This window comes from Bradyrhizobium sp. CCBAU 45389 (genome assembly GCF_028128625.1).
Taxonomy (GTDB): Bacteria; Pseudomonadota; Alphaproteobacteria; order Rhizobiales; family Xanthobacteraceae; genus Bradyrhizobium; species Bradyrhizobium liaoningense_B.
Genome location: NZ_LBIY01000083.1, coordinates 92,305 through 118,479, shown reverse-complemented (window position 1 = coordinate 118,479; position 26,175 = coordinate 92,305). Strand labels below are relative to the sequence as shown.

Below are 26,175 nucleotides of genomic sequence, written 5' to 3'. Positions count from 1 at the left end.
CCTGGGATGACAGGGAGGGAGGAAGCACCATGAGCCAGGACCTCGAACAGCTCACCGCGCTCAACCGCGACTACGTCGCCGCCGTGCAGGCCTGCGACGTCAGGCGCTTCGACGAGATCCTTGCGCCGGAGTTCTACTGCTCCAATCCCGACAAGACGCTGGTCGATCGCGCCGCCTTCCTGCAGCAGACGGCGCAGCCGATCGCGATCCGCAACCTGCATGCGTATGACGTCATCATCCGCATCATGGGCGACTTCGCCATCATCCACGCGGCGACCAGCTACACCACGGCCGACGGCCAGCAGGCGACGGGGCGGTACACCGATTGCTGGGCGAAGAAGAACGGGACGTGGCTCGCCGTGTCGGCGCACGTGTCGCGGTGAGGTGAGCCCATTGCCTCCACACCCTCCACTGTCATGCCCACGCTTGACCGGGGCATCGAGTATTCCGCGGCGGCAATTGTGCAAACGAACGACCGCCGCGGAGTACTGGATCGCCCGCCTTCGCGGGCGATGACACCTGTTTTGTAGCTGCGCTGGTGAACGCCAGCGCTCAGCTGTCGAACACGATCACGCTGCGCAACGTCTTGCCGGCTTTCATGTTGGCAAAACCCTCGTTGATCTCGCTGAGCTTCAGCTTCGCCGAGATCCAATCCTCCAGGTGCAGCCGTCCGCGCAAATAGAAATCCACCAGCCTCGGCATGTCGACGCGGAAATGGTTGGAGCCCATCGAGGAGCCCTGGATCCGGCGTTCGCGCAAAAAGTCAAAGCCGTGCAGCTCGATCTTCTGGCCGAACGGGATCATGCCGACGATGGTGGCGGTGCCGCCGGCGGCGAGCATGCCGAACGCCTGCTCCGCGGTCTCCTTGCGGCCGAGCACCTCGAAGGCGTGATGCACGCCGCCATTGGTGAGGTCGCGGACCTGCTTCACGACGTCACCGTCGGCGGGATTGATGATGTCGGTGGCGCCGAGCTTGGTCGCGAGCTGGAGTTTTACCGGATTGGTGTCGATGGCGATGATGCGGCCGGCGCCCGCGATCTGCGCTCCGTTGATCGCGGCCATGCCGACCCCGCCGCAGCCGATCACCGCCACGGTCTCGCCCGCCGTCACTTTCGCCGTGTTCACCACCGCGCCATAGCCGGTGATGACGCCGCAGCCGATCAGCGCCGCGAGATCGAGCGGCATGTCCTTGCGGATCTTCACGATGGCGTTCTCGTGCACCAGCATCTGCTCGGCGAAGGAGGAGAGATTGAGGAACTGGTGCAGCTTCTCCGGCTTCGACCACTGCATGCGGTTGGAGACACCCGGCAGCATCTTCACCGTCGCGTCGGTGCAGAGCACGGTGCGGCCGGTGGTGCAATTGTCGCAGGTGCCGCAGAACACCGACAGGCAGGTGACGACGTGATCGCCCGGTTTCACATAGGTGACATCGGAGCCGACCTGCTCGACCACGCCGGCCGACTCATGTCCGAGCACCGCGGGCAGCGGATGCGGATAGAGGCCTTCCATGAAGTGCAGATCGGAGTGGCAGAGGCCGGCGACCGCGGTGCGGATCAGGACCTCTCGCGGCCCCGGCTTCGGCAGGCTGACATCCTCGATGACCAGCGGCTGGTTGATTTCATAGAGGACGGCGGCCTTCATCGAACACTCCCTATCGCGTTTTTTGTTTGATCGCGGCGCGCAGCCTACGCTGCCAGAACCAGTTCGCCAACCTCGCTCATGCCGGCATCGCGATCACCGAGCAGCAGCGCGGCGATCTTCGCTTGCGCGGCATTTTCCGTCAGCCGGAACGGATCGCTCGGCGACACGCGATGGTCGATGACGAGGCGCGACAGCAGCAGGCGTCGTGCGTCCCCGCGCATCTCGTGAATGCGATGCGCCTCCCAGGCGAGCGCCACTGCACTGGCGACATGATAGAGCACGCTGGTGGCGCGGCGCGCATCGGCCTCGTTCTCGGACTTGCCCGCGACCTCGCGCGCGAAGCCGACCGCACGATCGACAAGGCCGCGCAAATTGTCGCGCCAGGCCTGCGGCACGGAGGCGCTGTCGTCGAGCCGCGCATGCAGATCGGCGGCGAGCGCGGATTCGGCGCCATGGCGGCCGACCGCGCGCCGAAGCGCGTCGATCGCGACGATGTTGCCGGTGCCCTCCCAGACCGAGCCGAGATGCGCATCGCGCAGCAGGCGTGGGGTGGCGAATTCCTCGATGTAGCCGATGCCGCCGCGCATCTCGAGCGCATCGCCGCAGACCTTGCGCGCATCGCGGGTGGCACGGAATTTCAGCGTCGGGGTCAGGATGCGCAGCAGCGCCGCCGCATCCTGGCTGCCGGCCTCGGCACGGTCGAGCGCGTCGGCGGTGAGGAAGCTCATCGACAGCGCCTGCTCGACCGGCAGCATGATCTTCAGCATCTGCCGCCGCCCGAGCGGCAGATCGATGATGCGCTGACTGAACACCACGCGGTTCTTCGCCACAGTCATCGCATCGTGATAAGCGCGGCGCATCAACGCGGCCGACTTGACGCCGTTCGACAGCCGCGACGAGTTCACCATCTCGGCCATCTGCACGAAGCCGCGATCGAGCTTGCCGACCGCATAGGCAATCGCGCCTTCGAGCTTGATCTCGCCCGAGGCCATCGAGCGCGTGCCGAGCTTGTCCTTGAGCCGCACGATCCGGTAGTGGTTCTGCGCGCCGTCATCGAGGAAGCGCGGCATCAGGAACAGGCCGACGCCGCGCGTGCCGGGACCGGCGCCTTCGGGGCGCGCCAACAGCATCACGACTTTCGCATCGGCATTCGAGCAGAACCATTTTTCGCCATAGAGGCGCCAATGGTCGCCCTCCTGCACCGCGCGCGTGGTCAGCGTGCCAACGTCCGAGCCGCCCTCCTTCTCGGTCATGAACTGGCCGCCTTGCGTCAGCTTGCTCATGTCGGTCGAGGTCAGTCCGTCCAGATATTTTTCCTTCAGCGCCTCGCTGCCGAAATTCGCCAGCAGCTTCGCACAGCCGTCGGTGACGTTGATCGGGCAGCCCATGCCGAATTCGGTCTGGTTGAACAGGAAGGTGAAGGCGTGCTTGGCGACGACCGGGTACTTGTCCGGCCAGCCCATGATGCCCTTGCGGATCGAGAGCGCGTGGATGCCGAACTGGCCGAACGCGGCGTTCTCCAATTCGCGATAGGCCGGGTGATATTCGATCGACTGCACGTCGCGCCCGAACTTGTCGCGCTGGTGCAGCACCGGCGTATGCCGGTCGGCGAGCCGCGCGCACTCGTCGAGCACGCCGCCGGCCATCTCGCCGAGACGGTCGAGATGCGGTTCGATATGGCGGAACAGATTATCCGGCAGATGGATGCGGAGCAGATCCGTCAGCGCCTGATCGGCACGATAGAAATTCATGCCTGACGTATCAGGCGCCAGCAGGCCGGATGGCTCGGCCGCGACATGTTTCGGCTGCGCTGTGACCGGCTTGTGCATGATCGTCCTCTTCGTTTCCGTCCCGCGGACATTTTGCGCTGTTTTGGCGCTTGCCGCTTTGGATGATGTCGATCATGCTCCAGCCAGGAAGCACGATAAAGCCGCAAATTGTCAGGGAGGCATGATCGCCGTGAAGGAGCAATTCGCTCTGCGGAATTGTGATCGGCTGGCCCTGGATTCTGGCTGGTTGTCCGCACGGCCCATGCATAGATCAGCGGCTCCCTCCTCCCGAGAGATCACGCCATGGAACATCCGAAATACAAGATCGCGCTCATCGTTGGTGCCGGTGAAGGCCTGAGTGCCTCGCTGGCGCGACTGCTCGCCGCGCAAGGCATCCGCGTCGCGCTGGCGGCGCGCAAGGTCGAGAAGCTGGGCGCTCTCTGCAGCGAGACCGGCGCGAAGGCCTATGCCTGCAACGCCACCGAGCCGGAGGAGGTCGAGCGGCTGTTCGGCCTCGTCGAGCGCGAGATCGGCACGCCCGACCTCGTCGTCTACAATGCCAGCGGCCGCACGCGCGGACCGTTCGTCGATCTGATCCCGGCCGACGTGGCGCAGGCGATCGCGGTCAGCGCCTATGGCGGCTTCCTGGTGGCGCAGCAGGCCGCCAAGCGCATGCTGCCGAACCAGCACGGCGCGATCCTGTTCACCGGCGCTTCCGCCAGCGTCAAGGGGTATGCGCAGTCGGCCTCCTTCGCGATGGGCAAGTTCGCGCTGCGCGGCCTCGCCCAGAGCCTGGCGCGCGAATTGTCGCCGCAAGGCATCCATGTTGCGCATTTCGTCATCGACGGCGGCATCCGCAGCGCGGCGCGCACCGAACCGGCCGACAAGCCGGATTCGATGCTCGATCCCGATGCCATCGCGCAGAGCTACTGGAACGTGTTGCAGCAGCCGCGTAGCGCCTGGAGCTGGGAGCTGGAGCTGCGGCCCTGGGTGGAGAAGTTTTGAAGTCGAGCTGCCGTAGGGTGGGCAAAGGCGCAAAGCGCCGTGCCCACCATCTCGGGCACGATAGGCAATGGTGGGCACGCTTCGCTTTGCCCACCCTACGAGAGCAGGGAGGAACAATGAGCAGCGAGACCACGATCGACACCGGCACCAGTGAACTCCTCTGCACCATCCGCGACCGCGTCGCCGTCATCACGCTGAACCGGCCGGAGGCACGCAATTCGCTGTCGGATGCGCTGACCCCGGCGCTGCGCACCATGATCCGGACCTGCGCCGAGGATCCGAACGTCGGCGCGCTGCTGCTCACCGGCGCGGGCGAAGCGTTCTGCGCCGGCGGCAACGTCAAGGGCATGGGCGCGCATCGCGACCCCAAAAAGCTGGAGATGTCGCTGGACGACCGCATCGCCGACCTGCAGGAACGGCAGCGGCTGCTGACCGGCGCGCTGGTGTCGGTACGCAAGCCGACCATCGCCGCACTCCCCGGCCCCGCGGTCGGCGCCGGGCTTGCCATCGCCATGGCCTGCGACATCCGCATCGCCGCGCAGTCGGCCTTCGTCGCCACCGGCTATGCCCGCATCGCGCTCAGCGGCGACTACGGCATCGCCTGGCTGCTGACCCGCATCATTGGCACCGCGCGGGCGCGCGAATTGATGTTCACCGGCGACCGCGTCGACGCCGCGCGTGCCGAAGCGATCGGCCTCGTCAACCGCGTCGTGCCTGATGACAAGCTGCAGACCGAGGCGTTCGCGCTGGCAAAGTCACTCGCCGAAGGCCCGCGCCTGGCATTGCGCTACATGAAGGACAATCTCGACGAGGCCCTGCTGTTCGACTTCGAAACCGCCAGGGACCATGAAGCCGAGCGACTGGTGCGCCTGACCACGACGGCGGACCACAAGGAGGCGGTGCAGGCGTTTATCGAGAAGCGGAAGGCGGTGTTTGCGGGGAAGTAGCAAGATTCGGCAATCTCTGACCGTCACCCTGAGGTGGCCGCCCCTTCGCGGCCCTCGAAGGGCGACAGCCCGGCTGTCGCTGCGAGTCGCGTTTCACGAGCAGCGGGGCCGTGCATCCTTCGAGGCTCCCCATGGGACGCGTTGCGTCCCATGCCTCGCACCTCCAGCGACGACCGCTTCGCGGTCGCGCGGGGATCACGGGATGCGAGTGCAGAAAGAATCCCAGATTACGCTGCGCTCCACGCACTGCGCGGGCCGAACCATTCGATCATTCCATATAGTAGGGACCCTATTTTTGGGAGTGCTGAATGGATTGGTCTGAGGTGGTCCGGAAGGCCGCCATCCTGGCGGAGAAGACGGGCTATATTACGTTCGATCAACTCAACGAGTTGATGCCGTCGACTGAGGCGGAACCGGAGGACATCGAGGCCATACTCACCGCTTTAAGCGAGCGGGGTATCTGGATCGAGGAAGAATAGGCCTTATCGTAGCCCAGATTGCGCTGCGCTCCATCGGGCTACGCAGCTCGCTACTTGGCTGGCGCCCGCGCAAAATCCACGAACGCCCTTAGCGCGGCCGGCAGTTGCCTCCGGCTGGGGTAGTACAGGAAGAAGCCGGGATAGGCCGGGCACCAGTCGGCGAGCACGCGCACCAGCTTGCGTTTGGCAAGCAGCGCCTCGACCTGCTGCTCGAAGACGTAGGCAAGGCCGACACCATCCAACGCGGCATCGACCATCAAATCCTGGTCGTTCATGGTCAGTGGCCCCGTGACATCGATCGCGAGCTCGATGCCGCCGCGCTCGAACTCCCAGTGATAGAGCGCGCCCGAGGTGAAGCGGTAGCGGATGCAGGGCAGGCCCTTCAGGTCGTGCGGCCTGGCTGGCTGCTTGTGCGATTTGAAGAAGGTGGGCGCGGCCACCACGGCAAAACGGTGCCGCGGGCCGATCGGCACGGCGATCATGTCGGCGGCAATGGTCTCACCGAAGCGGACGCCGGCGTCGAAGCCGGCCGCGACCATGTCGATCAGGGAATCGTTGATGACGATCTCGACGCTGACATCAGGAAACTCTTTCAGGAAGCGCGTCACGACCGGCAGCAGCACCAGCTGGGCGGACTGGCGCGCGGCGGTGAAACGCAGCGTGCCGGCGGGCTTGCCGCGGAAATTGTTGAGATCCTCGAGCGCGTCGTCGATGTCGCGGAAGGCCGGCGTGATGCGGGCGAACAGAAGCTCGCCCGCTTCGGTGAGCGCCACGCTGCGGGTGGTGCGGTTGACGAGCCGCAGGCCGAGCCGCTCCTCGATGGTGCGCAGGCCATGGGACAGCGCCGAGGGCGTGACGCCAAGCTCCGTCGCGGCCGCGCGAAAACTGCGGTGGCGGGCGATGGCGAGGAAGGTCGCGAGGTCGGACGGGTCGATCCGCATTGATGAACTATTCTCAGTAGTTTGTGGAACATATAACGGATTATCTCAGCTATGGCGAGCCGCTACACCTTGCCCATCGGCTTCGGCACATCGCCGGGCCCAAATTGAAAGGGCAACACCATGCGTGTCTGGTTCATCACAGGAGCGTCCCGCGGATTTGGTGCGCTGATCGCTGAAGCGGCATTGAAGGCGGGAGATGCCGTGGTCGCAACCGCACGCGATCCCTCGACCGTCACCGCACGCCTCGGCGCGCACGAGCGGCTGCTGGCCACCCGGCTCGACGTCACCAGCGAAGCAGAAGCGCACGAAGCCGCCGGGCAGGCCGTGAAAAAGTTCGGCCGCATCGACATCCTCGTCAACAATGCCGGCTACGGCCTGCTGGGCGCGATCGAGGAAGCCAGCGATGCGGAAACGCAAAAGCTGTTCGGCACGAACGTGTTCGGCCTGCTCAGTGTCACCCGCGCGGTGCTGCCCCATATGCGCCGCCAGCGTTCCGGCCACGTCATCAACATCTCGTCGGTCGGCGGCTACGCAGGTTTTCCCGGCTGGGGCGTCTATGGCGCGACCAAATTCGCGGTCGAGGGAATCAGCGAAGCGCTGGCCGGCGAAGTCGCGCCGCTCGGCATCAGGGTCACCGTGGTCGAGCCGGGCTTCTTCCGCACCGACTTCCTCGACGAGAGCTCGCTGTCGCGCACCGCTCAGGTGATCGACGATTACCACGAGAGCGTCGGCAAGACCCGCGCGCACGCGGCCGACGTCAATGGCGGCCAGCGCGGCGATCCGCGCAAGCTGGCGCAGGCCTTCCTGAAACTGGTCGATGCGAAAAACCCGCCGCTACGGCTGCCGCTCGGCAGCGACACCGTGGAACGGATCGAGGCGAAGAACATCCTCGTCGCGCGCGAACTGGCGGGCTGGCGGACGGTCGCGACCTCGACCGACTTCATCGATGACGATGCCAAATGAGGGCAAAAAAATGCCCGGCGCTGGATGACCAGGCCGGGCTTGCAGTGGTGTCAGGCCGAGGCTGAGGGGCTGTCGGCCTGACGGGAAAGGGCGGCGAGGCGCCAGCTCGCGCAGGGAATGTCTTTCGGCGCGACGCTGATCTCCTTGTCGAAGCGCACCAGCTTCCAGTCATCGGGATGGTTGACGAAAGCGAAGCCGGATTTGCGCGCCAGCGAGATCATGGTCTCGTTGGAGCGCAGCGTGTCGCCGAACATGTGCTCGGCTCCAAGCGCGGCCGCGCGGCATTCGAGATTCTTCATCAGCGCGGTGGCGATGCCGTGGCCGTGCCAGCGGTCACCGACCGAGAGGCCGAACTCGAGCGTCGCGGTTTCCGCATGCAACGCATAGCGCGCCTCGGCAACGATGGTCTCGAAGCCGTCGACCATCATGGTCGCGACGACAGTGAAACGTTCGCGCGCGCCGACCTCGAGGAAATCGTGCAGCAGGGCCTTCGGCAATTCGCTGATAGCGCCGAAGAAGCGGTTGTAGCGGGAGCGGGTCGAGAGCGAGCGGAAATAGTGCTGCAGTTCGTCGGTGTCGCGCGGCTCGACGAAGCGAACGTTGAGCGTCGTGCCATCGCGGGTGCGCAGCGTATCCGAATATTGCTTCAGGTCTTCGAGGCGGAGAGTGCTCATGACACGAGCCTTTAAGAAATTTGCCCTTCACAAAAAGGGACCGCCGGCGCCCCTGTGCTCAGGCGGCGCCGGCCTGGCGGCCAATCAGGCCCGCCAGAAGGGTTTGTCGGCCTCGTAGGCGATGTCGGACCAGGACAGCCCGACGTCATGGAGATCGCGGGCGGTCCAGTGGGTCAGCTCGCGCCGGGTCCGGTAGCGCTCGTGCCAGACGTGCAGGGTCTCACCGATCTGGTAGAGCAGGCCGTGCGCATGATGATTTGTCATCGAATTGTCGGTCAAAGTAGACATTTTCAGCTCCTGGAGCTAAGTTGGCCGCTAATATCTGCTTCCAAGTGCGCTGCGACAAACGACAATTTGTACTCTTTCGCATGAAATAACGTCATGCATCCTGCTGCCAGATGACTGCCAGATTGCCCTCCCTGAACGGATTGCGGGCGTTCGAGGCCGCCGCGCGCCATCTCAGTTTCACGCTGGCGGCCAGCGAGCTGAACGTGACCCAGACCGCGATCAGCCATCAGATCCGCAGGCTCGAGGAGGAGCTCGGCATCCGCCTGTTCATCCGGCAGAACCGCGCGCTGGCGTTGACGCCGGAGGCGCGGGACTATTTGCCGGGCGTGCGCGCCGCCTTCAACGACCTGCGCCTTGCCACCGATCGCCTCTTGCGCAAGGACGACGACAAGGTGCTGACGGTGTCGACGATCGCCTCGCTTGCCGCAAAGTGGCTGCTGCCGCGACTGACCGATTTCCAGGAGAGCCATCCCGGCATCGACGTCCGCATCACCACCTCGACCAGCCTGGTCGATTTCCAGCGCGACAATGTCGATGTCGCGATCCGCTACGGGCGCGGCCAATGGGCGGGCCTGCGCGCCGACTGGCTGATGGCGGACGAGTTGTTCCCGGTGTGCAGCCCCTCGCTGCTGCGCGGTGACAAGCCGCTACGTCGTCCGGAGGATCTGAAGGACCACGTGCTGCTGCACACCAACGTCAGTGACGACTGGCGGCTGTGGCTGACGGCGGCGGGCCTTTCGGCCGGCATCTCCCGGCAGCCCGGCATCACCTTCGACATGACCCTGATGACGGTGCAGGCGGCGATCGACGGCATGGGCGTGGCGATGGGACGGACCTCTTACGTCCAGGACGACATCGCCAAGGGACGGCTGGTGGTCCCGTTCAAGATCGCGCTGCCGGCGGATGCAGGGTTTTACCTGGTCTCTCCCGACGGCCGTCGGGAGGCGCCGAAGCTCACCGCGTTCCGCCAATGGATCCTCGCTGCAACGCAAAATAAGGCCTGAAAAATCATCAGCTTCCTCCGGAAAACCGGTTGACTCCCCCGTCTCCGCGCGGGAAGGGGATGACAGATTGTCGCAGCTTCAATCTGTCGCCTTGCCGTGAAATGAGTTCCGGTCCGGCCACGTCTTTCCAAGGGGAGCAACGCCATGGCTGGACCAGCCACTTCAACCAATCCGCCCGTGATCAAGTCGCGCATCGGCGCGATCCTGCGCGCAACCAGCGGCAATTTCCTCGAGCAGTTCGATTTCTTCCTGTTCGGCTTCTACGCCGCCGCGATCGGCAAGGCGTTCTTCCCCTCGACCAACGAGACCGCCTCGCTGCTCAACACGTTCGGCGTGTTCTGGCTCGGCGCCTTGATGCGCCCCGTCGGCGCGATTGTGCTCGGGGCCTATATCGACCGCATCGGCCGCCGCCAGGGCCTGATCGTCACGCTCGGCATCATGGCAATCGGCACCGTCGTGATCGCGTTCTGCCCGAGCTACGCGACCATCGGCATCGCGGCGCCGGTCATCGTGCTGATCGGCCGCCTGCTGCAGGGCTTCTCCGCCGGCGTCGAGCTCGGCGGCGTGTCGGTGTATCTCGCTGAGATCGCAACGCCCGGCAATCGCGGCTTCTACACCTCGTTCCAGTCATCGAGCCAGCAGGTCGCGATCTTCGTCGCCTCGATCCTCGGCTATCTCCTGTCCGAGGTGCTGCCGGCCGACACGGTGGCCGCGTGGGGCTGGCGCATTCCGTTCTTCGTCGGCTGCCTGATCATTCCCTTGATCTTCTTCCTGCGGCGCACGCTGGAAGAGACGCCGGCGTTCCTCGCGATGAAGAAGCACCCGACCGCGAGCGAAGTGTTCGCCTCCGCGCTCGCCAACTGGCGCATCGTCATCCTCGGCATGATGATCGCGATCCTGACCACGACGACGTTCTACTTCGTCACCGTCTACACGCCGACCTTCGGCAAGACGGTGCTGAAGCTGTCGACGCAGGATGCGCTGCTCGTGACGTTGCTGGTGGCGGTCACCAACTTCATCTGGAATCCGGTCGGCGGCGCGCTGTCCGACCGGATCGGGCGCAAGCCCGTGCTGATCGGGATCGCGGGTCTTTCGCTTGTCACCGCCTATCCGGCGCTGTCATGGCTGGTGGCCGCGCCGACCTTCGGCAAGCTGCTCGCGGTCGAGATGATGTTCTCGTTCTATTTCGGCATGTACAGCGGCACCATGCTCGGCGCCCTCGTCGAGATCGTGCCTGCACATGTGCGCACCACCTGCTTCTCGCTCGCCTTCGCGCTCGCCGCCGCGCTGTTCGGCACGTTCACGCCGTTCGCCTCGACCTGGCTGATCGACTACACCGGCAACAAGGCCGCGCCCGGCGCCTGGCTGATGTTTGCCGCACTGCTCGGCATCATCGCGGCGTCGATCGTCTATCGCGACGGCGGCAAGGCGGTGCCGACGTATGATGCGGCGGCGGAACCGGTTGCGGGGCATTGAGGGTCACGTCAATCATCGCTGCCTCTTAACCCTCCCCTTGAGGGGGAGGGTCGCTTCGCATGCAGCGAAGCGAAATGCGAAGCGGGGTGGGGTGACGGTCTCTCCGCATCGAGCGCTGCCCGTGGGGAGAGATCACCCCACCCCGCTCGCGCTTCGCGCGATCGACCCTCCCCCTCCAGGGGAGGGTAAGAGCGGAGCCTACAGCTCCACCACCACGTAGTCGCTCTCGACCTTCACGGGTATCGTCTCCGCGACATACGGGCCCTTCACCACGCTCGCGCCCGGCTCGACATGGGCCGGATAGGCCTTCACGCGGAAGCGACGGGGATCGCAGTAGGACTGGCCGGTGCGGATGTCGAACTCCCAGCCGTGCCAGGGGCAGCGGATGATCTCGCCGAGTTTCGTGTATTCGATCTCGCCGGGACTGCTCGACTGTGCGAGACCGATCAGCGGCCCCTCGCACAGCGCCGCGCCCTGATGCGGGCAGCGGTTCATCAGGCCGAAATACTCGCCCTTGATGTTGAAGATCGCAATCGGCCGTCCGTCGATCTCCAGAAATTTTCGCGTGCCCGGCGGAAGCTCATCCACTGGCGCAATGACGTGTCTTGCCATCAGGAAATGCCGTACAGCTTCTTCGCATTGCCCAGATAGAACGCCTCGCGATTGGCTTCGCTGACGCCCGCCGGCAGCACGCGCGACGGCTCGTCATAGTCCCAATGCGGGTAGTCGGTCGCGAACAGCAAGCGGTCCCAGCCGATCCATTTGATCACGTCGAACAGATCCTCACGCCTTTCAGGATCCTCCATCGGCTGCGTCGTCCACCACACCTGCTCGCGGATATATTCCGACGGCGGCCGCTTCACGTGCGGCACCTCGCTTCGGAGCCGCTGCCAGGCCCTGTCCAGTCGCCACGCCAATGACGGCGCCCAGCCGAAGCCGGCCTCGATCATCACCATCTTCAGTTTCGGGAAGCGCTCGAACACGCCCTCCAGCACGAGGCTCGCCAGCGCCGATTGCTGGCATTGCGAATGCCCCACCATCTCCTCGATGTAGTAACTCGGCCAGCCCGACGGCGTAATCGGGTTGCCGCCGAAGCCGAAGGCGTGGACGCCGACGGGAAGGCCGGCCTCTTCCGCGGCCTGATAGATCGGCCAGTAGCGGCGCTGGCCGAGCGGCTCGACGTTACGACTGAGTAAGAGCACCTGCACGAAATTCTTGTCGCCGGCGCGCTCGCGGATCTCTGCGGCGGCCGACAGGCCGTCCTCATTGCCCACGACGATCGAGGCCTTCAGCCGCTTGTCCTTGCTGGTCCATTTGTCGATCTGCCAATCGTTGATCGCCGAGCACAGCGCGGCCGAGAGCTCGTGATTGCGGAGGCCCTGCCCGGTGTTGAGCGGATTGAGCACGCCAAGCTGCACATTGTTGGGATCGAGCAATTGCTTCTGCATGAAGGCGAGCGAGGAGCCCTGCGGGCCGCCCTCCGGCGGATAGGCATCGCGGCGCGAGGCATTGGGCTGGGCCTTCGGATAGGGCGGGCCTTCCATCATGCCCTGATAGGCATGGACGCCGTAGATCTCGAGATGATGCTGCCAGCGCTTGGCAAGGTAGGGATAGAGCTCGGTGCGGGTGGCGCGTGCCGGATGGATGTCGCAGTCCGCGATCGCGGTTTTGACGGTCAGTGGGGAAGCGGCTTCTTGGTTCTCGCGGAACTGGATATTCATCGCCTTGCCTCCTTTGGCAGCGGGCTCACGTCAGGCGGGGATAGGTTGCATGCGGATTGTCGATCATGATCTTGCGCACGAGATCGGGGGACAGACCTTTGGGCAGCGCGTCCTGGTCGTCGAACTGCCAGTGCGGATAGTCGGTAGAGAATAAGACCAATTCGTCCGACTGCATATGCTCAAACAGGCGAATTAATGTCTCGGGTTCCGGCGGCGCATCAAATGGCTGTAACGAGAAGCGGATGTTGCTGCGCACAAGTTCCAGCGGCGCGCGATCGACCCACGGCGTCTCCATCCGCACCCCGCGCCAGAACTTGTGCAGTCGCCAAAGATACGGCGCGATCCAGGAGACGCCTGACTCGAGCATCACCATTTTCAGCCGCGGATATTTGGCGAACACGCCTTCGACGATCAGGCTGGTGAGCTGGGTCTGGAACGCCTGGGCCTGACCGACATAATCCTCGATGTGATAGGAGCCCCATCCCACCGCAGTCGGCGGATTGTGATAGGCGGAACCTGCGTGGACGCCGATCGGCAGGCCGAGCCGCTCCGCGGCTTCATAGATCGGCCACAGTGCGCGCTTGCCGAGCGGCGTGTCGCCCATGACAAGCATCAAGACCTGCACGAAGCGACGATCAGGCGCGCAGCGCTCGATCTCGGCGACGGCCTTCTCGATGCTTTGCGTGGGGATCACGATCGAGCCGCGCAGTCGCTTGTCGCGATCGAGCCATTCCTTCACCAGCCAGTCGTTCAGCGCGCGGCAGAAGGCGGCCTGCATGTCCTCGGAAAACACCATCTGCACGCCATAGAGCGGATTGCAGATGGCGTATTCAAGCTGGAAAGGATCGAGCACATGGCGCTGCATGTCCGCAAGGTTCTCGCCTGGCTTGCCGCTTTCAGGACGCCAGTCGGGGCGCGCCGTGATCGGCGAGTTCTGCGGATAGGATTGCGAGACGAGGTCGACCATGCCGCGCGTCGTCACCTGATCGCGCCAATAATCGTTCAGGTACGGCAGCAGGCTGGTCAGATGCGGCACGGCCGGATGCACGTCGCAATCGACGCCGCCGGCGATCAGGGACGCCATGACGTCTCCCTTCTCACGTTTCCTCGCATGTCTCTTCTTCTACCCACCATTCAAGCAGGCCTGCCCGTCGCCCGCAACTCGGCCAAGCCTGCTGTCATATGCTAGGAAGGCTGAGCTCGGTTGCGAAGGGATAAGGGGTACAGGATGAAAGAGCTCGTCGGCATTGCGGAACAGGTCGCGGCGAAACTGATCGCGCGCAAACAGACCATTGCGGTGGCGGAATCGTCTGGCGGCGGACTGATCTCGGCCAGCCTGCTCGCGGTGCCCGGCGCCTCCGCCTATTACCTCGGCGGCGCCGTGGTCTACACCCGCGATGCCCGGCGCGTGCTGATGGATATTTCGGATGAAGGAATGAAGGGCTTTCGATCCTCATCGGAGCCCTATGCGAAACTGCTGGCCGAACAGATGCGCAGCCGCTTTGGCTGCGACTGGGGCCTGTCCGAGACCGGCGCCGCCGGTCCCACCGGCAACCGCTACGGTGATGCCGCCGGCCATAGCTGCATGGCCGTCGCAGGCCCCGCGGCAGAGGTGATGACGCTGGAGACGGATAGCAATGACCGGTTCGCGAACATGCAGGTGTTTGCTGCGACGGCGCTGAGGTTGTTGTTACGGAATTTGGAGAGATGAATGCCCACACATGGGGATGCTGCGCGATAAGCCGTCGACCTGAGGCCGCCCTTGGCCCGCCGCGTCGCCGTGCCCGGCTAAGGGCAGGACAAGCCGTTGCCGGGCTCGCGGCATAGCTTCGCGCGGACCTCGACAATATCGATCTTGCAGTCCCTGGCTCTCCACACGCGCGAGACGTAAGCCGCGTCGGCACGATCTGCTGCAAGAAGATTGAGCTGCTTCTTGATGGCCGCACTGCACATCAGACCAGGGTTGCCATCGAGATATCTCGCCTGGGCTCCAAGCTCTTGTCGGGTGAGCTCCGCGAATGGCCCCAGACGCAACTGCGATTCGATCGCTGCAATCTCCGCGTCGCTGGCCTGCGGCCGGACAACGCCATTCGTCTTGCGCTCGAAGCCGTTTGCGATCGCCGCCCCAGTTGCCGACCCAAGATCTGCAAACTCTTGCGCTGCGTCCGGAAACTCGCCACGTTGGAAACCAGCCAAAAGGTAGGATTTGCATGCCAATGGGTCGCTCGCGAGCTTCAAAAGGACCGCGAGCACCGCACGATCCAGGGCATTGATGTGCTCGTCGTCGGCATAGGCTTCCATCTCGGAAGCCAGGATCATGTTGAGCGTACCATTGGCGGCGGGCCATCCGCCTCTGTTGAACGCCTCTTCGGTCTCCCGGAGGAAGACGTCCCTGAGACTTCGATCGCTGCGGGCGATCGAAGCCGCCAAAGGAAACCGCGCGATGTTCTGATCGAAATCGCGCGCAAACGCGCTCGGCCCGGCGAGGTACGCATACACCAGGTTTCCGGCCAGCAGGGCGACGGCCAGGAGCAACAGGATGGATCTTTTGGTCACGCGAGAAATATGGCTGAGTTACCGTGGCGCCATCATCTCACGCCGAGCCGCCCTCATCCAATGCAACTACAGGATGCTCTTAATGAATCCTTTCGCGGCCATGACAGGCTGGGCAGGTCCTCGCTACCGCCCCAAATGCCGCATGAAGATCCGCACTACATAGCCCTGCACCCTCGGCGCCTCGTCGTAGAGGTCCGACGCGATGCGCTCGATGGTCTCGCGCAGGGACAGGAACTGCGCCTGTCGCGCGCTGCTTTCGGTGCCCTGCATGCCCGCGAGTTCGTCCATCGCGGCGTCGGAGATCTGGCACTGCACGACCTCGCCATCGTCCAGCATGGTGAAGCGAAAGGCCAGCCGTTCCAGATCATGGCCAATGATCTTGTCGCGCAAAAGTGGCATCAAGTCGTCCCGGTCGAGCCCCGCGCCGGACAATGCTGAAAATCTGACGCATTGTCACCACCCGCACTGAAGCGCGATGAGATTTGGATGAATCGTCATCGCGCTTTAGGTTGTTGTTTACGCATGATCTTTCCGGAAAGCCGCTTCGCACTTTTCCGGATCATGCTTTAGGGGACATGGCGGTCATACGACGCGCGTCAACAGCACTCGCGTCAGCCCGCCGCGCTCCGACCTCAATAGACGAGCGCTGTTCCGGCCGGCTTGTCCAGTGCCGCGGCCAGCGATCGATATTCCTCGCAGTCGGTCCCGCAGATGGATGCGATCCGACCGAGATGATAGAGCGCTTGCTCGCGGTTGCCCCGCTCGAGCTGCCACAGTCCATAATATTGCCACGTCAGCACGTGGTTCGGATCTGCCTGCAAGGCGCGCTCGTACCAGACCTGCGACTGTTCGTAGTCGCCGAGCTTGCGGTACGCATAGCCGATGAGATTGGCGACGTTCGGATGGTCGTCCTGGCCGAGCGACTTCAACTGCGCGATCGCGGCTGCATAGTCGTTGCGCTCGTAGATGGTGTCATAGGCGACGCGGTAGCCGGCGGCGAAAGCGGGATCGCCGATGCTGGACTGGTTGCCTTGCTTCTTGCCCTTCTGGGTTGCCTTTGTGCCCGGCCGCTTCGGATAGGTTGGCTGCGGCTTCTGATCCGAATAGGCCCCGCCATAAGGATCGGTAGAACCGGAACCGCCACCGCCTCCTCCACCACCGCCCGCCGCGAACGCCAGCGAGCTCAACTGGGCCGCCGCAAATGCACCGAGCGCGACGAGCCTGATCATCCCTGTGAGCATCTTCGTCTCCTGTCCTGCTTCAAGAAGCCCCGGACGAATCGATAACCCTGCCTCGACAAGGATATTCCGGGGTGCTGCGCTCACGGAGACGTCAACGTTCGTACGACAGTTCTGTTGTCCTTTACTGGAATGCCACTTCGGCAAAGCTTCTCAGCTTTCGCGAATGCAGGCGTTCGGATTCCTGCTGCTTGATCCGCTCCAGCGCTTTCAGGCCGATCTCGAGATGCTGGCCGACGCGGCGGCGGTAGAACTCGCTCGCCATGCCGGCAAGCTTGATCTCGCCATGCAGCGGCTTGTCGGAGACGCACAGCAGCGTGCCGTAGGGAACGCGGAAGCGGTAACCGTTGGCGGCGATCGCGGCCGATTCCATGTCGAGCGCCACCGCGCGCGACTGCGACATGCGGCGGATCACCTCTGGGCCGGAGATCTCCCAATTGCGGTTGTCGACGCTCGCGACGGTCCCCGTGCGCATCAGGCGCTTGAGCTCGAAGCCTTCGAGGCCGGTGACGTCCTCGACCGCCTCCTCGAGCGCGACCTGCATCTCGGCCAGCGCCGGGATAGGGACCCAGAGCGGCAGCTCGCGATCGAGCACGTGGTCCTCGCGCACATAGCCGTGCGCGAGCACGTAGTCGCCGAGCCGCTGCGTGTTGCGCAGGCCCGCGCAATGGCCGAGCATCAGCCAGGCGTGCGGCCGCAGCACCGCGACGTGGTCGGTGACATTGCGCGCATTCGACGGGCCGGTGCCGATATTGATGAGGCTGATGCCGCGGTAATCGGGTTCGACCAGGTGGTAGGCCGGCATCTGCGGCGTGCGCACGGGCGCGACGCCGGTCGTCGCGCCACCTGCGTGCGTGATGACGTTGCCGGGCGCGACAAAGGCTTCGAGGCCGGCTTCGCCAGCCTGGAGCCGCTGCTGGCAGAGCTGCGCGAAGGCGTCGATATAGAACTGGTAGTTGGTGAAGATCACGAAGTTCTGGAAATGCTCGGGATCGGTGCCGGTGTAGTGGTAGAGCCGGCGCAGCGAGTAGTCGACGCGGGCGGCGCGAAACAAGGACAGCGGCTCGGGCGCGCCCGGCTGCAGCTCGAAGGTGCCGTCGGCGATGGCATCGTCCATGGTGGCGAGGTCAGGCACATCGAACGCATCGCGCAGCGAGCGCGTGACGGGCGAGTTCTCGCTGGTGGTGATGGCGGCCTCGATGTTGATGTCGCGGCGATAGGCGAAGTGGATCGGGATCGGCTCGGCGGACTCGCCGATTTCCACAGGCACGCCATGGTTCTGGATCAACAGACCGATCTGCTCGGTGAGATAGGCGCGGAACAGATCCGGCCGCGTGACGCTGGTCTCGTGCACACCGGGTCCGGCGACGAAGCCGTAGGACAGCCGGGAATCCAGCCGCGCATGGGTCGCGGTGGTGAGGCGGACGAAGGGATAGTAGGCCCGCACCCGCGTGGTGACGGCTTCGCCGCCAACATAGGCTTCGAACCGATCGCGCAGGAACTTTGTGTTGCGCTCGTAGATCTCTTCGAGCCGGGCGACGGCAAGAGACGCATCGGAGAAGGATTTGGTGGCGATGGACGGAGGGGACTGCATGTTCGACCGCCGGGTTATTTGCGATTGAGTCGAACTATAGCAAAGAAGAAGGTGTCGTAGGGTGGGTTAGCGCAGCGTAACCCACCACTTCCGCTGCTGCGGATAGAGAAGCGGTGGGTTACGGCTTCGCCTAACCCACCCTACGAGATCGAGTGTGCCGCTCGAGATCCCGGATGCGCGCTAAGCGCGCTCCGGGATGACGCGCTTTCGCGCTCACTTCTCGCGGAAGGCCCGCATCAGCTGGTCGTGCAGCGGCTTCATCAGGTAGGACAGCATGGTGCGGTCGCCGGTCTGGACGAAGGCTTCCACGGGCATGCCGGGGATGATCTTGACGTCACCGAGGCGGGCAATCTCCTCCGGCGGCATCGAGACGCGGATGGTGTAGTAGCTCTGGCCGGTGCGCTGCTCGGTGGTGACGTCGGGCGAGACGCGGCTGACGACGCCATTGAGCTCCGGCGTGGTGCGCTGGTTGAAGGCGGACAGGCGCAGCAGCGTCTTCTGTCCGATCTGGAGCTTGTCGATGTCGACCGGATTGACCTTGGCCTCGACCTGGAGATCGTCGGCCTGCGGCACGATCAGCATCAATGTGTCGCCGGCGGTGACGACGCCGCCGACGGTGTGCACCGTCGATTGCAGCACCATGCCGTCCTGCGGCGCGCGGATGTCGACGCGGCGAAGCTGGTCCTCGGCCGCGACCTTGCGCTCGATCAGCTCGCCGATCTTGTCATTGGTCTCGCGCAGATCCTTGGAGACCTCGCTGACCATATCCTTGTCGACCTGGATGATCTGGAGCTCGGTCTCGGTGATCTTGCCCTTGGCCTGTGCGCGCGAGGCGATGTATTGCGCGCGCTCGCCGTTGAGGCGGGCCGAGTCGCGCTCGAGCTGGGTCAGTCGCGAGATCTGCACCAGACGCTTGTCGTAGAGATCGCGGACGCCGGTGAGCTCGTTCTGGACTAGCGCGATCTCCTTGTCCTTGGCCGTCTCCTGCGCGGACAGGCCCTCGATTTCCTCGTTGAGCTGCAGGACGCGCTCGCGGAGCTGCGCCTTCTGGCCGGCGCGGCCGTTGACGCGGACCTCGAACAGCTTGGTCTCGGCGGAGAGCAGCGCCTTGACGTCGGGATCGCTGGCGCGATCGAGCAGGGATTGCGGAAACTCGATCTTGTCGAGACCGCGCTGCTCGGCCTGCAGCCGCGCCGTGCGCGCCTGCGCGGCGTCGAGATTCTTGACGACGATGGAGAGGTTCGCCCTGGTGACGGTGTCGTCGAGCCGCACCACAATGTCGCCGGCCTTGACCAGATCGCCGTCGCGGGCGCGCAGCTCGCCGACCACGCCGCCGGTCGGATGCTGCACCTTCTTGACGTTGGATTCGACCACGACCTGGCCCGGCGCGATCAACGCGCCCGAGATCAGCACCGTCGATGCCCAGCCGCCGAGGCCGACGACGAGAACCAGCACGATGCCAAGGCCGAGCATCAGGTGAAACTTGATGGAATCACGCACGGTCTTCTTGGCGGCGGGCTTCGCGCCGCCGATCGCCATCGTGCTCATGACTTTGTGCTCATGACTTGGCCACTCCGCCTTCACTGACGACCTTGATCGGGGCCGGCGGCGTCACCCGCGGCTGGAGCACCTGGGCGAGCACCTGCTCCTTCGGGCCGAAGGCCTGCATGCGACCATCGCGCAGCACCAGAATCTGGTCGACCGCCTCGACGCCGATGGGGCGATGCGCCACCACGATGACGATGGCGCCGCGCTCGCGCGCCGAGCGGATCGCGCGGGTCAGCGCCTCGTCGCCTTCGGTATCGAGGTTGGAATTGGGCTCGTCGAGCACGATCAGGAACGGACTGCCGTAGAGCGCGCGCGCCAGCGCCACGCGCTGCGCCTGGCCTGCGGACAGCGCGGTGCCCTGCTCGCCGACCTGCGTGTTGTAGCCTTCGCGCATCTTGATGATCATCTCGTGCACGCCGGCCTCCTTGGCGGCGGCGATGATGCCGTCAGACGTCGCTTCGGGATCGAACCGGCTGATGTTCTGCGCGATGGTGCCGCCGAACAGCTCGACGTCCTGCGGCAGATAGCCGATATGGCGGCCGAGCACGTCGCTTGACCATTGATCGAGCGCCGCGCCGTCGAGCCGCACCTTGCCGCGCACCGGCTGCCAGACGCCGACGAGCGCGCGGATCAGCGAGGATTTGCCGGAACCGCTCGGCCCGATCACGCCGAGACCGTTGCCGGCGGCGAGCGCGAAGCTGACGTCCTGCACGATGAGACGCTGGTCGCCCGGCGGCACCATGGCGACGCCCTCGACCGAGAGGCGGCTGGTCGGCGCCTGCAGCTGGGTCGGCATGGCCTGCGCCGGCATCTGTTCCAGAAGGCGCGTGAGGCGCTGCCAGCTCTGACGGGCCGCGACGAAGGATTTCCAATGCGCGATGGCGAGATCGACCGGCGCCAGCGCACGGGCCGAGAGGATCGAGCCGGCGATGATGATGCCCGCGGTCGCCTCCTGGTGGATGACGAGATAGGCGCCGACGGCGAGCACCGCCGATTGCAGCATCATGCGCAGCACCTTTGCGACCGCCCCCAGGCCGCCGGCGACGTCGCTCGCACGCTGATTGCCGGCGAGATATTTTTCGTTGGCCTCGCTCCAGCGCTGGTTCATCCGGCCCGTCATGCCCATCGCCACCATCACCTCGGCGTTGCGGCGGCTGGACTGGGCGAGATCGTTGCGCTGCGCGGCAAGGCCCATCGCCTCCTTCGCCGGCTGGCGGGACATGAATTCGGTAACCAGCGTCAGGCCCACCAGGATGATGGCGCCGACCAGAGCGGTCACCCCGATCAGGACGTGGAAGGCGAAGCAGATGGCGAGGTAGAGCGGCAGCCAGGGCAGGTCGAAGAACGCGCTCGGGCCCATGCCGCCGAGGAAGGAGCGGACATTGTCGAGGTCGCGCAGGGGCTGCAGACCTTCGTTGCGGCTCCCGACCAAGAGCGGCAGGCGCACGATGGTGTCGAACACGCGCTTGTTGAGGGCATCGTCGAGCGAGGTTCCGATCCGCCCCAGGATCCGGTTGCGGATCATGTCGAGCACGCCCTGCGCCATGTAGAGGAAGCTGGCGAGGATGATGAGGCCGACCAGGGTTGGAACACTGCGGCTCGGCAGCACCCGGTCGTAGACCTCCAGCATGAAGATCGACCCGGTCAGGTAGAGCAGGTTGATCACGCAGCTCATCAGGCCGACGCCGACGAACGCCGTGCGACAGGCGCGCAGCGCGTCAGCGAGCTCTGAACGGCGAACGCCGGGTACGGCTGCCATCAGTCTGATCTCTTTCGGGTATGGGGCAAGGCCCCTGATTTCAAAGGCAATTTCAGGAGTAATTGACCCGGATTAACATCGCGTTCTCGCCCCTTCGTCAACGCGGTTGATTCAATCCGAACCCCTGGTTGCCACATCTCTACCCTTGATGGCCCCGCGCGCAAGCCCGGAATCTCACAGGCTTGCGGCTTTTTCTTGCGGACCTGACGCCTTTCCCAAGACGGGGAGGCGCCAGGTTGGATTGCGGCGCTAGAGCCGCCCGCCGCCGCGCACCAGGCGGACCACCAGCAGCAGGATGATGGCGCCGATCGCGGAATAGATGATCTCCGAGACCAGCCCCACGCCAAGATGGATGCCGAGCTTCGGGAACAGGAAGCTGGCGACGAACGCGCCGGCGATGCCGATCACGATGTCGCCGACGATGCCGAACCCGGCGCCGCGGACCACCTTGCCCGCAAGCCAGCCGGCGACCAGGCCGACGAACAGGATGACGATGAGGCTTTGGCCAGAAATGTACATAAGTTGAAGTCCCTCTCCGTGAACGGGCGCATGGAACCGGAACCGGGATGAATGAGGTCTGAATGGGTTCCGCAGGCTCGCGCCGAAAGGCGGCGCCAACAAAAAAGGCGAAAACAACCCCATGCACAGTAGAGCGCGCTTGGCCGGAATGCGGGCGGCGAACTGTGACAAGTCGGTGTTGTCGTGGAGGAATTTTGAAGAAGCGCGCACACCGCTCTTCACCTCTCCCCGCTTGCGGGGAGAGGTCGGATCGCCCCCGGCGATGCGAAGCATCGTCCGGCGCGATCCGGGTGAGGGGGTACAGGTCTCTCGACGATCTCAGGTGTGGAGAGAGGCCCCTCACCCCAACCCTCTCCCCGTAAGAACGGGGCGAGGGAGCGCAGCGGCGCACGTGGCCGCCCCCCGCCTAAAGCGTTACGTCGCGACCACCGGCTCCGCCAGCACGCACCTGGCCGCCCGGCCCGGCCCCACTTCTACGTTCGGCGGCAGTTGCTCCAGGCAGCGCGGCTGCGCCACGGGGCAGCGGGGGGCGAAGGAGCAGTTGTGGGGTTTCTCGGCCAGCGAGGGCGGGGTGCCGGGGATGGTCTCGAGCCGCTGCCCCCGCCTCGCGCCATGAATGGTCGAGGCAAGCAGGCCCTTGGCGTAGGGGTGCACGGGGGTGCGGACGATGTCGCGCAAGGTCCCCTGCTCCACGATCTGGCCGGCATACATCACCGCGACGCGGTCACAGATCTCGATGGCGACGCCGATATCGTGGGTGACGAAGATGACGGACATGCCGAACTCGCGCTGCAGCTCGCGCAGCAGCAACAGGATCTGGATCTGCACGGTGGCATCGAGCGCCGTGGTCGGCTCGTCAGCCAGCAAGATCTTGGGACGGCAGGCCAGCGCAAGCGCGATCATCGCGCGCTGGCGCATGCCGCCGGACATTTCGTGCGGATAGGCGTCGAGCCGGCGCTTTGCCGAGGGAATGCGCACGACCTCGAGCATCTCCAGCGCTCTCGCGCGACCCTCCGCATAAGACTTGCCTTCGTGGCGCACGACGCTTTCGGCGATTTGCGCACCGATGGTGTAGACCGGGTCGAGCGCGAGCGCGGGCTCCTGGAAGATCATCGAGACAGTCTGGCCGCGGAACGACGACAGCTGCTCGTCGTTCATGGCGAGCACGTCCTGTCCCATCACGTTGACCGTGCCCGAAATCTGCGTGCGCTTCTTCGGCAACAGCCGCATTAAGGCACGCAGGGTCACGCTCTTGCCCGAACCGGATTCGCCGAGCAGGCCGAGCACCTCACTGTTGCCGAGCGAGAGATTGAGGTCGTTCACGGCATAGACCGTGCGCTCGCCGGTGAAGCGGATGTTGAGGCCTGAGATCTCGACGAGTTTTGTCATGACGGCAGTTTGGGGATCCGGTCGTGGTAGTCGGTGGCGCGCTGGAAGGCGGCGCCGATGGTGAGCAGGGTCGCTTCATCGAAGGAGCGGCCGATCAGCTGCATGCCGACAGGCAGACCGCTCTTGGTGAAGCCCGAGGGAATGGTCAGCGACGGCAGGCCCAAAAAGTTCACCGGGCGGGTGAACAGCGTCAACCGCTGCAACAGCGCCGGCGCGTTCGGGCCGCCACCGACATCGCTCTCCTCGATCGACGGCGCCGGCACCGGGGACGCCGGTGCGATCACCGCATCGACGCCCGCAGTCGCCGCATTGTGCGCAGCTAGCGCCGGGCCACGCCAGCGCATCGCTTCGAGATAGGTGACGGCGGGAACGGCCAGGCCGTTCTGGAGGCGCATCAATGTCTGCGCGCCGTAATCCTGCGAACGCTCGATCAGCCAGCGCTTGTGGAAGGCGGCGGCTTCAGCGGCCAGCACGAGCTGGCTCGCCGCCTGCAATTGCCGCTGGTCCGGCAGCTCGACCTTGACGATGTCGGCGCCCTCGCGCTTGAGCACCGTAATGGTCTCGTCGAGCACGCGCGCGACCTCGCTGTCGAGATCGTCGACATAGTAGGTCGCGGGCACACCGATCTTGAGGCCGTTCAGGGAGCCCTTGGTCGCGGCGACGTAGTCCGAGAGAGGCTCGCGGCTCGCGGTCGGATCCTCCGGATCCGGGCCGGCCGTCAATGCCAGCAGCAGCGCGCAATCCTCCGCGGTACGCGCGAGCGGGCCGACCGTGTCGAGCGATTGCGACAGCGGCATCGCGCCGGCGCGGCTGACGCGGCTCCAGGTGGTCTTGAGCCCCGTGACACCACAGAAATGCGAGGGCATGCGGATCGAGCCGCCGGTGTCGGAGCCGAGCGCGGCATAGGTCAGGCGCGCTGCGACCGCCGAGCCGGAGCCCGAAGACGAGCCGCCGGTGATGTGCGCCACGTTCCAGGGATTGCGCACCGGACCATAATGGCTGTTGTGCCCGGTCGCACCATAGGCGAACTCGGCAAGATGCAGCGTGCCGAGCCGGATTTGGCCGGCATCCTTCAGCCGCTGTAAGGCGGTGGACGTCGTGGTCGCGACGAAGTCGCGGCGAATCAGCGAGCCGCAGGTCGCGACGTGGCCGGCGTCGTAATACATGTCCTTGTGCGCGAGCGGCACGCCATGCAGCGGTCCTCGCACATTGCCCTTGGCAAGCTCGGCATCCGCAGCTTCGGCCGCCTTCAGCGCAGCTTCCGCCTCGATCGACATGAAGGCGTTGAGATGCGGCTGCCATTGCGCGATGCGGTGCAGCAGTGCACGCGTCACCTCATGCGAAGACAGCTGCTTCATCGCGATCGCGCGCGCGACCTCGGTGAGCGTCATCAAGGCAGGTTCGAGGCTCATTTCGACACCTTCTGCGACTGCGCAACCACGTAGGACGCGGGCTCGAGGTCGAAAGGCAGCGTGCCGGCGATCGCGGCAAAACCCTCGAAGGCGGGCCCGATGGCGTTGGAGATGCGCGTTGCGATCTCATCGTCGACGGGAATGCCCGAGACTTGCGCGATGGGCTTGATCTCTTTTGGTGTCGGTCTTGTCATGCTGTTTCCCCTGCGGGCGCGCGGCTATGGCCCGAACCCGGAATCGCCATGTAGCACGCGGCCTCGTGGCCCATTGTATCGACGGCCGTGAGCTTTGGTGCGGCATTTGCGCAGAGCGGCTCCGCAAACGCGCAGCGGGTGTGGAAGCGGCAACCCGGGGGCGGATCGATCGGGTTGGGCGGATCGCCCGTGATCGGCGGCTTCTCGGTGCGCCTGTCAGGATCTGAGGACGGCATCGCGGCGAGCAGCGCGCGCGTGTAGGGATGCGCAGGACTATCCCAGACCTGGTCGACCGGGCCGAGCTCGACGACCTCGCCGAGATACATCACCAGCACGCGGTCCGAGATGTAGCGGACCACGTTGAGGTCGTGGCTGATGAACAGATAAGTCAGGCCGAACTCGCGCTTGAGATCGGCGAGCAGATTGAGCACCTGCGCCTCGACCGACTTGTCGAGCGCGGAGACGGCTTCGTCCAGGATCACCAGCCGCGGCGACAGCGCCAGCGCCCGGGCGATGTTGACGCGCTGGCGCTGGCCGCCGGAGATCTCGTGCGGATAGCGGTTGGCGAAGTTTTCGGGGCGCAGGCCCACCTTGCCGAGCAGCTCGCGCGCCAGCGCGCGGGCCGTACCATCGGCCATGCCGTGGACTTTTGGACCAAAGGCGATCGACTCTTCGATAGTGAGACGTGGATTGAGCGAGGCGTAGGAATCCTGGAACACCATCTGCATGCCGCGGCGCAGCTCGCGCAGCGACAAGGATTGGCCGACGGTCATGCCGTCATAGATGATGTCGCCGTCATCGCGCGGCATCAGATGCATCAGGAGCCGCGCGGTGGTGGACTTGCCGCAACCGGACTCGCCGACGATGCCGACCGTCTCGCCCTTGGCGACGGAGAAGGAGACATTGTCGACGGCACGTACGGTCCGCTTGGCGGCGAACAGCCCACCGCGAACCGGGAAATGCTTGGTCAGGCCGTTGACCTGGAGCAGCGGCTGCGCAACGCCGCCGCGGTCCTCGACCTGCTCCAGCATGGCGACGGAAGTGTTGGTTTCGCTCAT

At 65.0% G+C, this 26,175-nt stretch carries 27 protein-coding genes; 8 read left to right on the top strand and 19 right to left on the bottom strand.

Annotated elements, in window-relative coordinates:
• Nucleotides 1-29 precede the first annotated feature (29 nt).
• Nucleotides 30-383, top strand: coding sequence for a nuclear transport factor 2 family protein (locus XH79_RS14345; RefSeq protein ID WP_271582094.1), 354 nt, complete (start codon nucleotides 30-32; stop codon nucleotides 381-383).
• 169 nt (nucleotides 384-552) lie between these two features.
• Here the strand turns inward: XH79_RS14345 and XH79_RS14340 are convergent, their stop codons facing one another.
• Both XH79_RS14340 and XH79_RS14335 read right to left on the bottom strand, forming a co-directional pair.
• Complete coding sequence (locus tag XH79_RS14340) at nucleotides 553-1,641, bottom strand: Zn-dependent alcohol dehydrogenase (protein ID WP_271582093.1); 1,089 nt, start codon at nucleotides 1,639-1,641, stop codon at nucleotides 553-555.
• Between the two features lie 44 nt (nucleotides 1,642-1,685).
• Nucleotides 1,686-3,470, bottom strand: coding sequence for an acyl-CoA dehydrogenase family protein (locus XH79_RS14335; RefSeq protein ID WP_271582092.1), 1,785 nt, complete (start codon nucleotides 3,468-3,470; stop codon nucleotides 1,686-1,688).
• A gap of 243 nt (nucleotides 3,471-3,713) precedes the next feature.
• On the opposite strand from XH79_RS14335, the gene XH79_RS14330 reads away from it, so the two are divergent.
• From XH79_RS14330 to XH79_RS14320, 3 genes are all read left to right on the top strand, one after another.
• Nucleotides 3,714-4,415 carry an SDR family NAD(P)-dependent oxidoreductase gene (locus tag XH79_RS14330; protein WP_271582091.1) on the top strand — a complete coding sequence of 234 codons (702 nt, stop codon included), beginning with the start codon at nucleotides 3,714-3,716 and terminating at the stop codon, nucleotides 4,413-4,415.
• 116 nt (nucleotides 4,416-4,531) lie between these two features.
• Nucleotides 4,532-5,362 (top strand): enoyl-CoA hydratase, encoded by an 831-nt coding sequence (locus tag XH79_RS14325; protein ID WP_271582090.1) that lies wholly within the window; start codon nucleotides 4,532-4,534, stop codon nucleotides 5,360-5,362.
• Between the two features lie 308 nt (nucleotides 5,363-5,670).
• Nucleotides 5,671-5,841, top strand: coding sequence for an RNA polymerase sigma factor region1.1 domain-containing protein (locus XH79_RS14320; RefSeq protein WP_271582089.1), 171 nt, complete (start codon nucleotides 5,671-5,673; stop codon nucleotides 5,839-5,841).
• A gap of 50 nt (nucleotides 5,842-5,891) precedes the next feature.
• Here XH79_RS14320 and XH79_RS14315 read toward each other — a convergent pair whose 3' ends face one another.
• A complete protein-coding gene (locus tag XH79_RS14315; protein WP_271582088.1) occupies nucleotides 5,892-6,782 on the bottom strand; it encodes a LysR family transcriptional regulator in 891 nt (296 codons plus the stop codon).
• A gap of 120 nt (nucleotides 6,783-6,902) precedes the next feature.
• Between XH79_RS14315 and XH79_RS14310 the strand changes: the two genes are divergently transcribed.
• Nucleotides 6,903-7,745, top strand: coding sequence for an oxidoreductase (locus tag XH79_RS14310; protein ID WP_271582087.1), 843 nt, complete (start codon nucleotides 6,903-6,905; stop codon nucleotides 7,743-7,745).
• 50 nt (nucleotides 7,746-7,795) lie between these two features.
• Here XH79_RS14310 and XH79_RS14305 read toward each other — a convergent pair whose 3' ends face one another.
• On the bottom strand, nucleotides 7,796-8,419 hold the full coding sequence (locus tag XH79_RS14305) for a GNAT family N-acetyltransferase (protein WP_271582086.1): 624 nt from the start codon (nucleotides 8,417-8,419) through the stop codon (nucleotides 7,796-7,798).
• A gap of 84 nt (nucleotides 8,420-8,503) precedes the next feature.
• Nucleotides 8,504-8,707, bottom strand: a complete 204-nt coding sequence (locus XH79_RS14300) for a DUF1127 domain-containing protein (RefSeq protein WP_018643363.1) — start codon at nucleotides 8,705-8,707, stop codon at nucleotides 8,504-8,506.
• Between the two features lie 110 nt (nucleotides 8,708-8,817).
• On the opposite strand from XH79_RS14300, the gene XH79_RS14295 reads away from it, so the two are divergent.
• On the top strand, nucleotides 8,818-9,711 hold the full coding sequence (locus tag XH79_RS14295) for a transcriptional regulator GcvA (protein ID WP_271582085.1): 894 nt from the start codon (nucleotides 8,818-8,820) through the stop codon (nucleotides 9,709-9,711).
• Nucleotides 9,712-9,855: 144 nt separating this feature from the next.
• On the top strand, nucleotides 9,856-11,187 hold the full coding sequence (locus tag XH79_RS14290) for an MFS transporter (RefSeq protein ID WP_271582084.1): 1,332 nt from the start codon (nucleotides 9,856-9,858) through the stop codon (nucleotides 11,185-11,187).
• Nucleotides 11,188-11,385: 198 nt separating this feature from the next.
• On the opposite strand, the gene XH79_RS14285 is transcribed toward XH79_RS14290, so the two are convergent.
• Genes XH79_RS14285 through XH79_RS14275 form a run of 3 tightly spaced genes read right to left on the bottom strand, consistent with a single transcriptional unit; the run spans nucleotide 11,386 to nucleotide 13,992 of the window.
• On the bottom strand, nucleotides 11,386-11,799 hold the full coding sequence (locus XH79_RS14285; RefSeq protein ID WP_271582083.1) for a Rieske (2Fe-2S) protein: 414 nt from the start codon (nucleotides 11,797-11,799) through the stop codon (nucleotides 11,386-11,388).
• The gene (locus XH79_RS14280) at nucleotides 11,799-12,908 is read right to left on the bottom strand and encodes an amidohydrolase family protein (protein WP_271582082.1); all 1,110 of its coding nucleotides are present in this window, start codon (nucleotides 12,906-12,908) and stop codon (nucleotides 11,799-11,801) included. The genes XH79_RS14285 and XH79_RS14280 overlap by 1 nt, the downstream gene beginning before the upstream one ends.
• Before the next feature lie 25 nt (nucleotides 12,909-12,933).
• Nucleotides 12,934-13,992: an amidohydrolase family protein gene (locus tag XH79_RS14275; protein ID WP_271582081.1), complete on the bottom strand. Its 1,059-nt coding sequence runs from the start codon at nucleotides 13,990-13,992 to the stop codon at nucleotides 12,934-12,936.
• A 144-nt stretch (nucleotides 13,993-14,136) separates the two neighbouring features.
• Here XH79_RS14275 and XH79_RS14270 point away from each other — a divergent pair, with 144 nt between their 5' ends.
• On the top strand, nucleotides 14,137-14,619 hold the full coding sequence (locus XH79_RS14270) for a CinA family protein (RefSeq protein WP_271582080.1): 483 nt from the start codon (nucleotides 14,137-14,139) through the stop codon (nucleotides 14,617-14,619).
• Between the two features lie 77 nt (nucleotides 14,620-14,696).
• On the opposite strand, the gene XH79_RS14265 is transcribed toward XH79_RS14270, so the two are convergent.
• The 11 genes from XH79_RS14265 to XH79_RS14215 all read right to left on the bottom strand — a co-directional run bounded on the left by XH79_RS14265 (nucleotide 14,697) and on the right by XH79_RS14215 (nucleotide 26,175).
• Nucleotides 14,697-15,443, bottom strand: coding sequence for a hypothetical protein (locus XH79_RS14265; RefSeq protein WP_271582079.1), 747 nt, complete (start codon nucleotides 15,441-15,443; stop codon nucleotides 14,697-14,699).
• Nucleotides 15,444-15,587: 144 nt separating this feature from the next.
• A complete protein-coding gene (locus tag XH79_RS14260; RefSeq protein WP_020607898.1) occupies nucleotides 15,588-15,863 on the bottom strand; it encodes a DUF1488 family protein in 276 nt (91 codons plus the stop codon).
• A 233-nt stretch (nucleotides 15,864-16,096) separates the two neighbouring features.
• Nucleotides 16,097-16,705, bottom strand: coding sequence for a tetratricopeptide repeat protein (locus XH79_RS14255; protein WP_271582078.1), 609 nt, complete (start codon nucleotides 16,703-16,705; stop codon nucleotides 16,097-16,099).
• 121 nt (nucleotides 16,706-16,826) lie between these two features.
• A complete protein-coding gene (locus XH79_RS14250; protein ID WP_212342306.1) occupies nucleotides 16,827-18,296 on the bottom strand; it encodes an AMP nucleosidase in 1,470 nt (489 codons plus the stop codon).
• 213 nt (nucleotides 18,297-18,509) lie between these two features.
• Nucleotides 18,510-19,844 carry an HlyD family type I secretion periplasmic adaptor subunit gene (locus XH79_RS14245; protein ID WP_271582077.1) on the bottom strand — a complete coding sequence of 445 codons (1,335 nt, stop codon included), beginning with the start codon at nucleotides 19,842-19,844 and terminating at the stop codon, nucleotides 18,510-18,512.
• Nucleotides 19,845-19,854: 10 nt separating this feature from the next.
• Nucleotides 19,855-21,603 (bottom strand): type I secretion system permease/ATPase, encoded by a 1,749-nt coding sequence (locus tag XH79_RS14240; protein ID WP_271582076.1) that lies wholly within the window; start codon nucleotides 21,601-21,603, stop codon nucleotides 19,855-19,857.
• Between the two features lie 249 nt (nucleotides 21,604-21,852).
• Nucleotides 21,853-22,122: a GlsB/YeaQ/YmgE family stress response membrane protein gene (locus XH79_RS14235; RefSeq protein ID WP_271582118.1), complete on the bottom strand. Its 270-nt coding sequence runs from the start codon at nucleotides 22,120-22,122 to the stop codon at nucleotides 21,853-21,855.
• Nucleotides 22,123-22,536: 414 nt separating this feature from the next.
• On the bottom strand, nucleotides 22,537-23,511 hold the full coding sequence (locus XH79_RS14230; protein WP_271582075.1) for an ABC transporter ATP-binding protein: 975 nt from the start codon (nucleotides 23,509-23,511) through the stop codon (nucleotides 22,537-22,539).
• The gene (locus XH79_RS14225; protein WP_271582074.1) at nucleotides 23,508-24,923 is read right to left on the bottom strand and encodes an amidase; all 1,416 of its coding nucleotides are present in this window, start codon (nucleotides 24,921-24,923) and stop codon (nucleotides 23,508-23,510) included. Before XH79_RS14225 ends, XH79_RS14230 begins: the two co-directional genes overlap by 4 nt.
• Nucleotides 24,920-25,117: a hypothetical protein gene (locus XH79_RS14220; RefSeq protein ID WP_212342315.1), complete on the bottom strand. Its 198-nt coding sequence runs from the start codon at nucleotides 25,115-25,117 to the stop codon at nucleotides 24,920-24,922. Before XH79_RS14220 ends, XH79_RS14225 begins: the two co-directional genes overlap by 4 nt.
• Nucleotides 25,114-26,175, bottom strand: a complete 1,062-nt coding sequence (locus XH79_RS14215; RefSeq protein WP_271582073.1) for an ABC transporter ATP-binding protein — start codon at nucleotides 26,173-26,175, stop codon at nucleotides 25,114-25,116. The genes XH79_RS14220 and XH79_RS14215 overlap by 4 nt, the downstream gene beginning before the upstream one ends.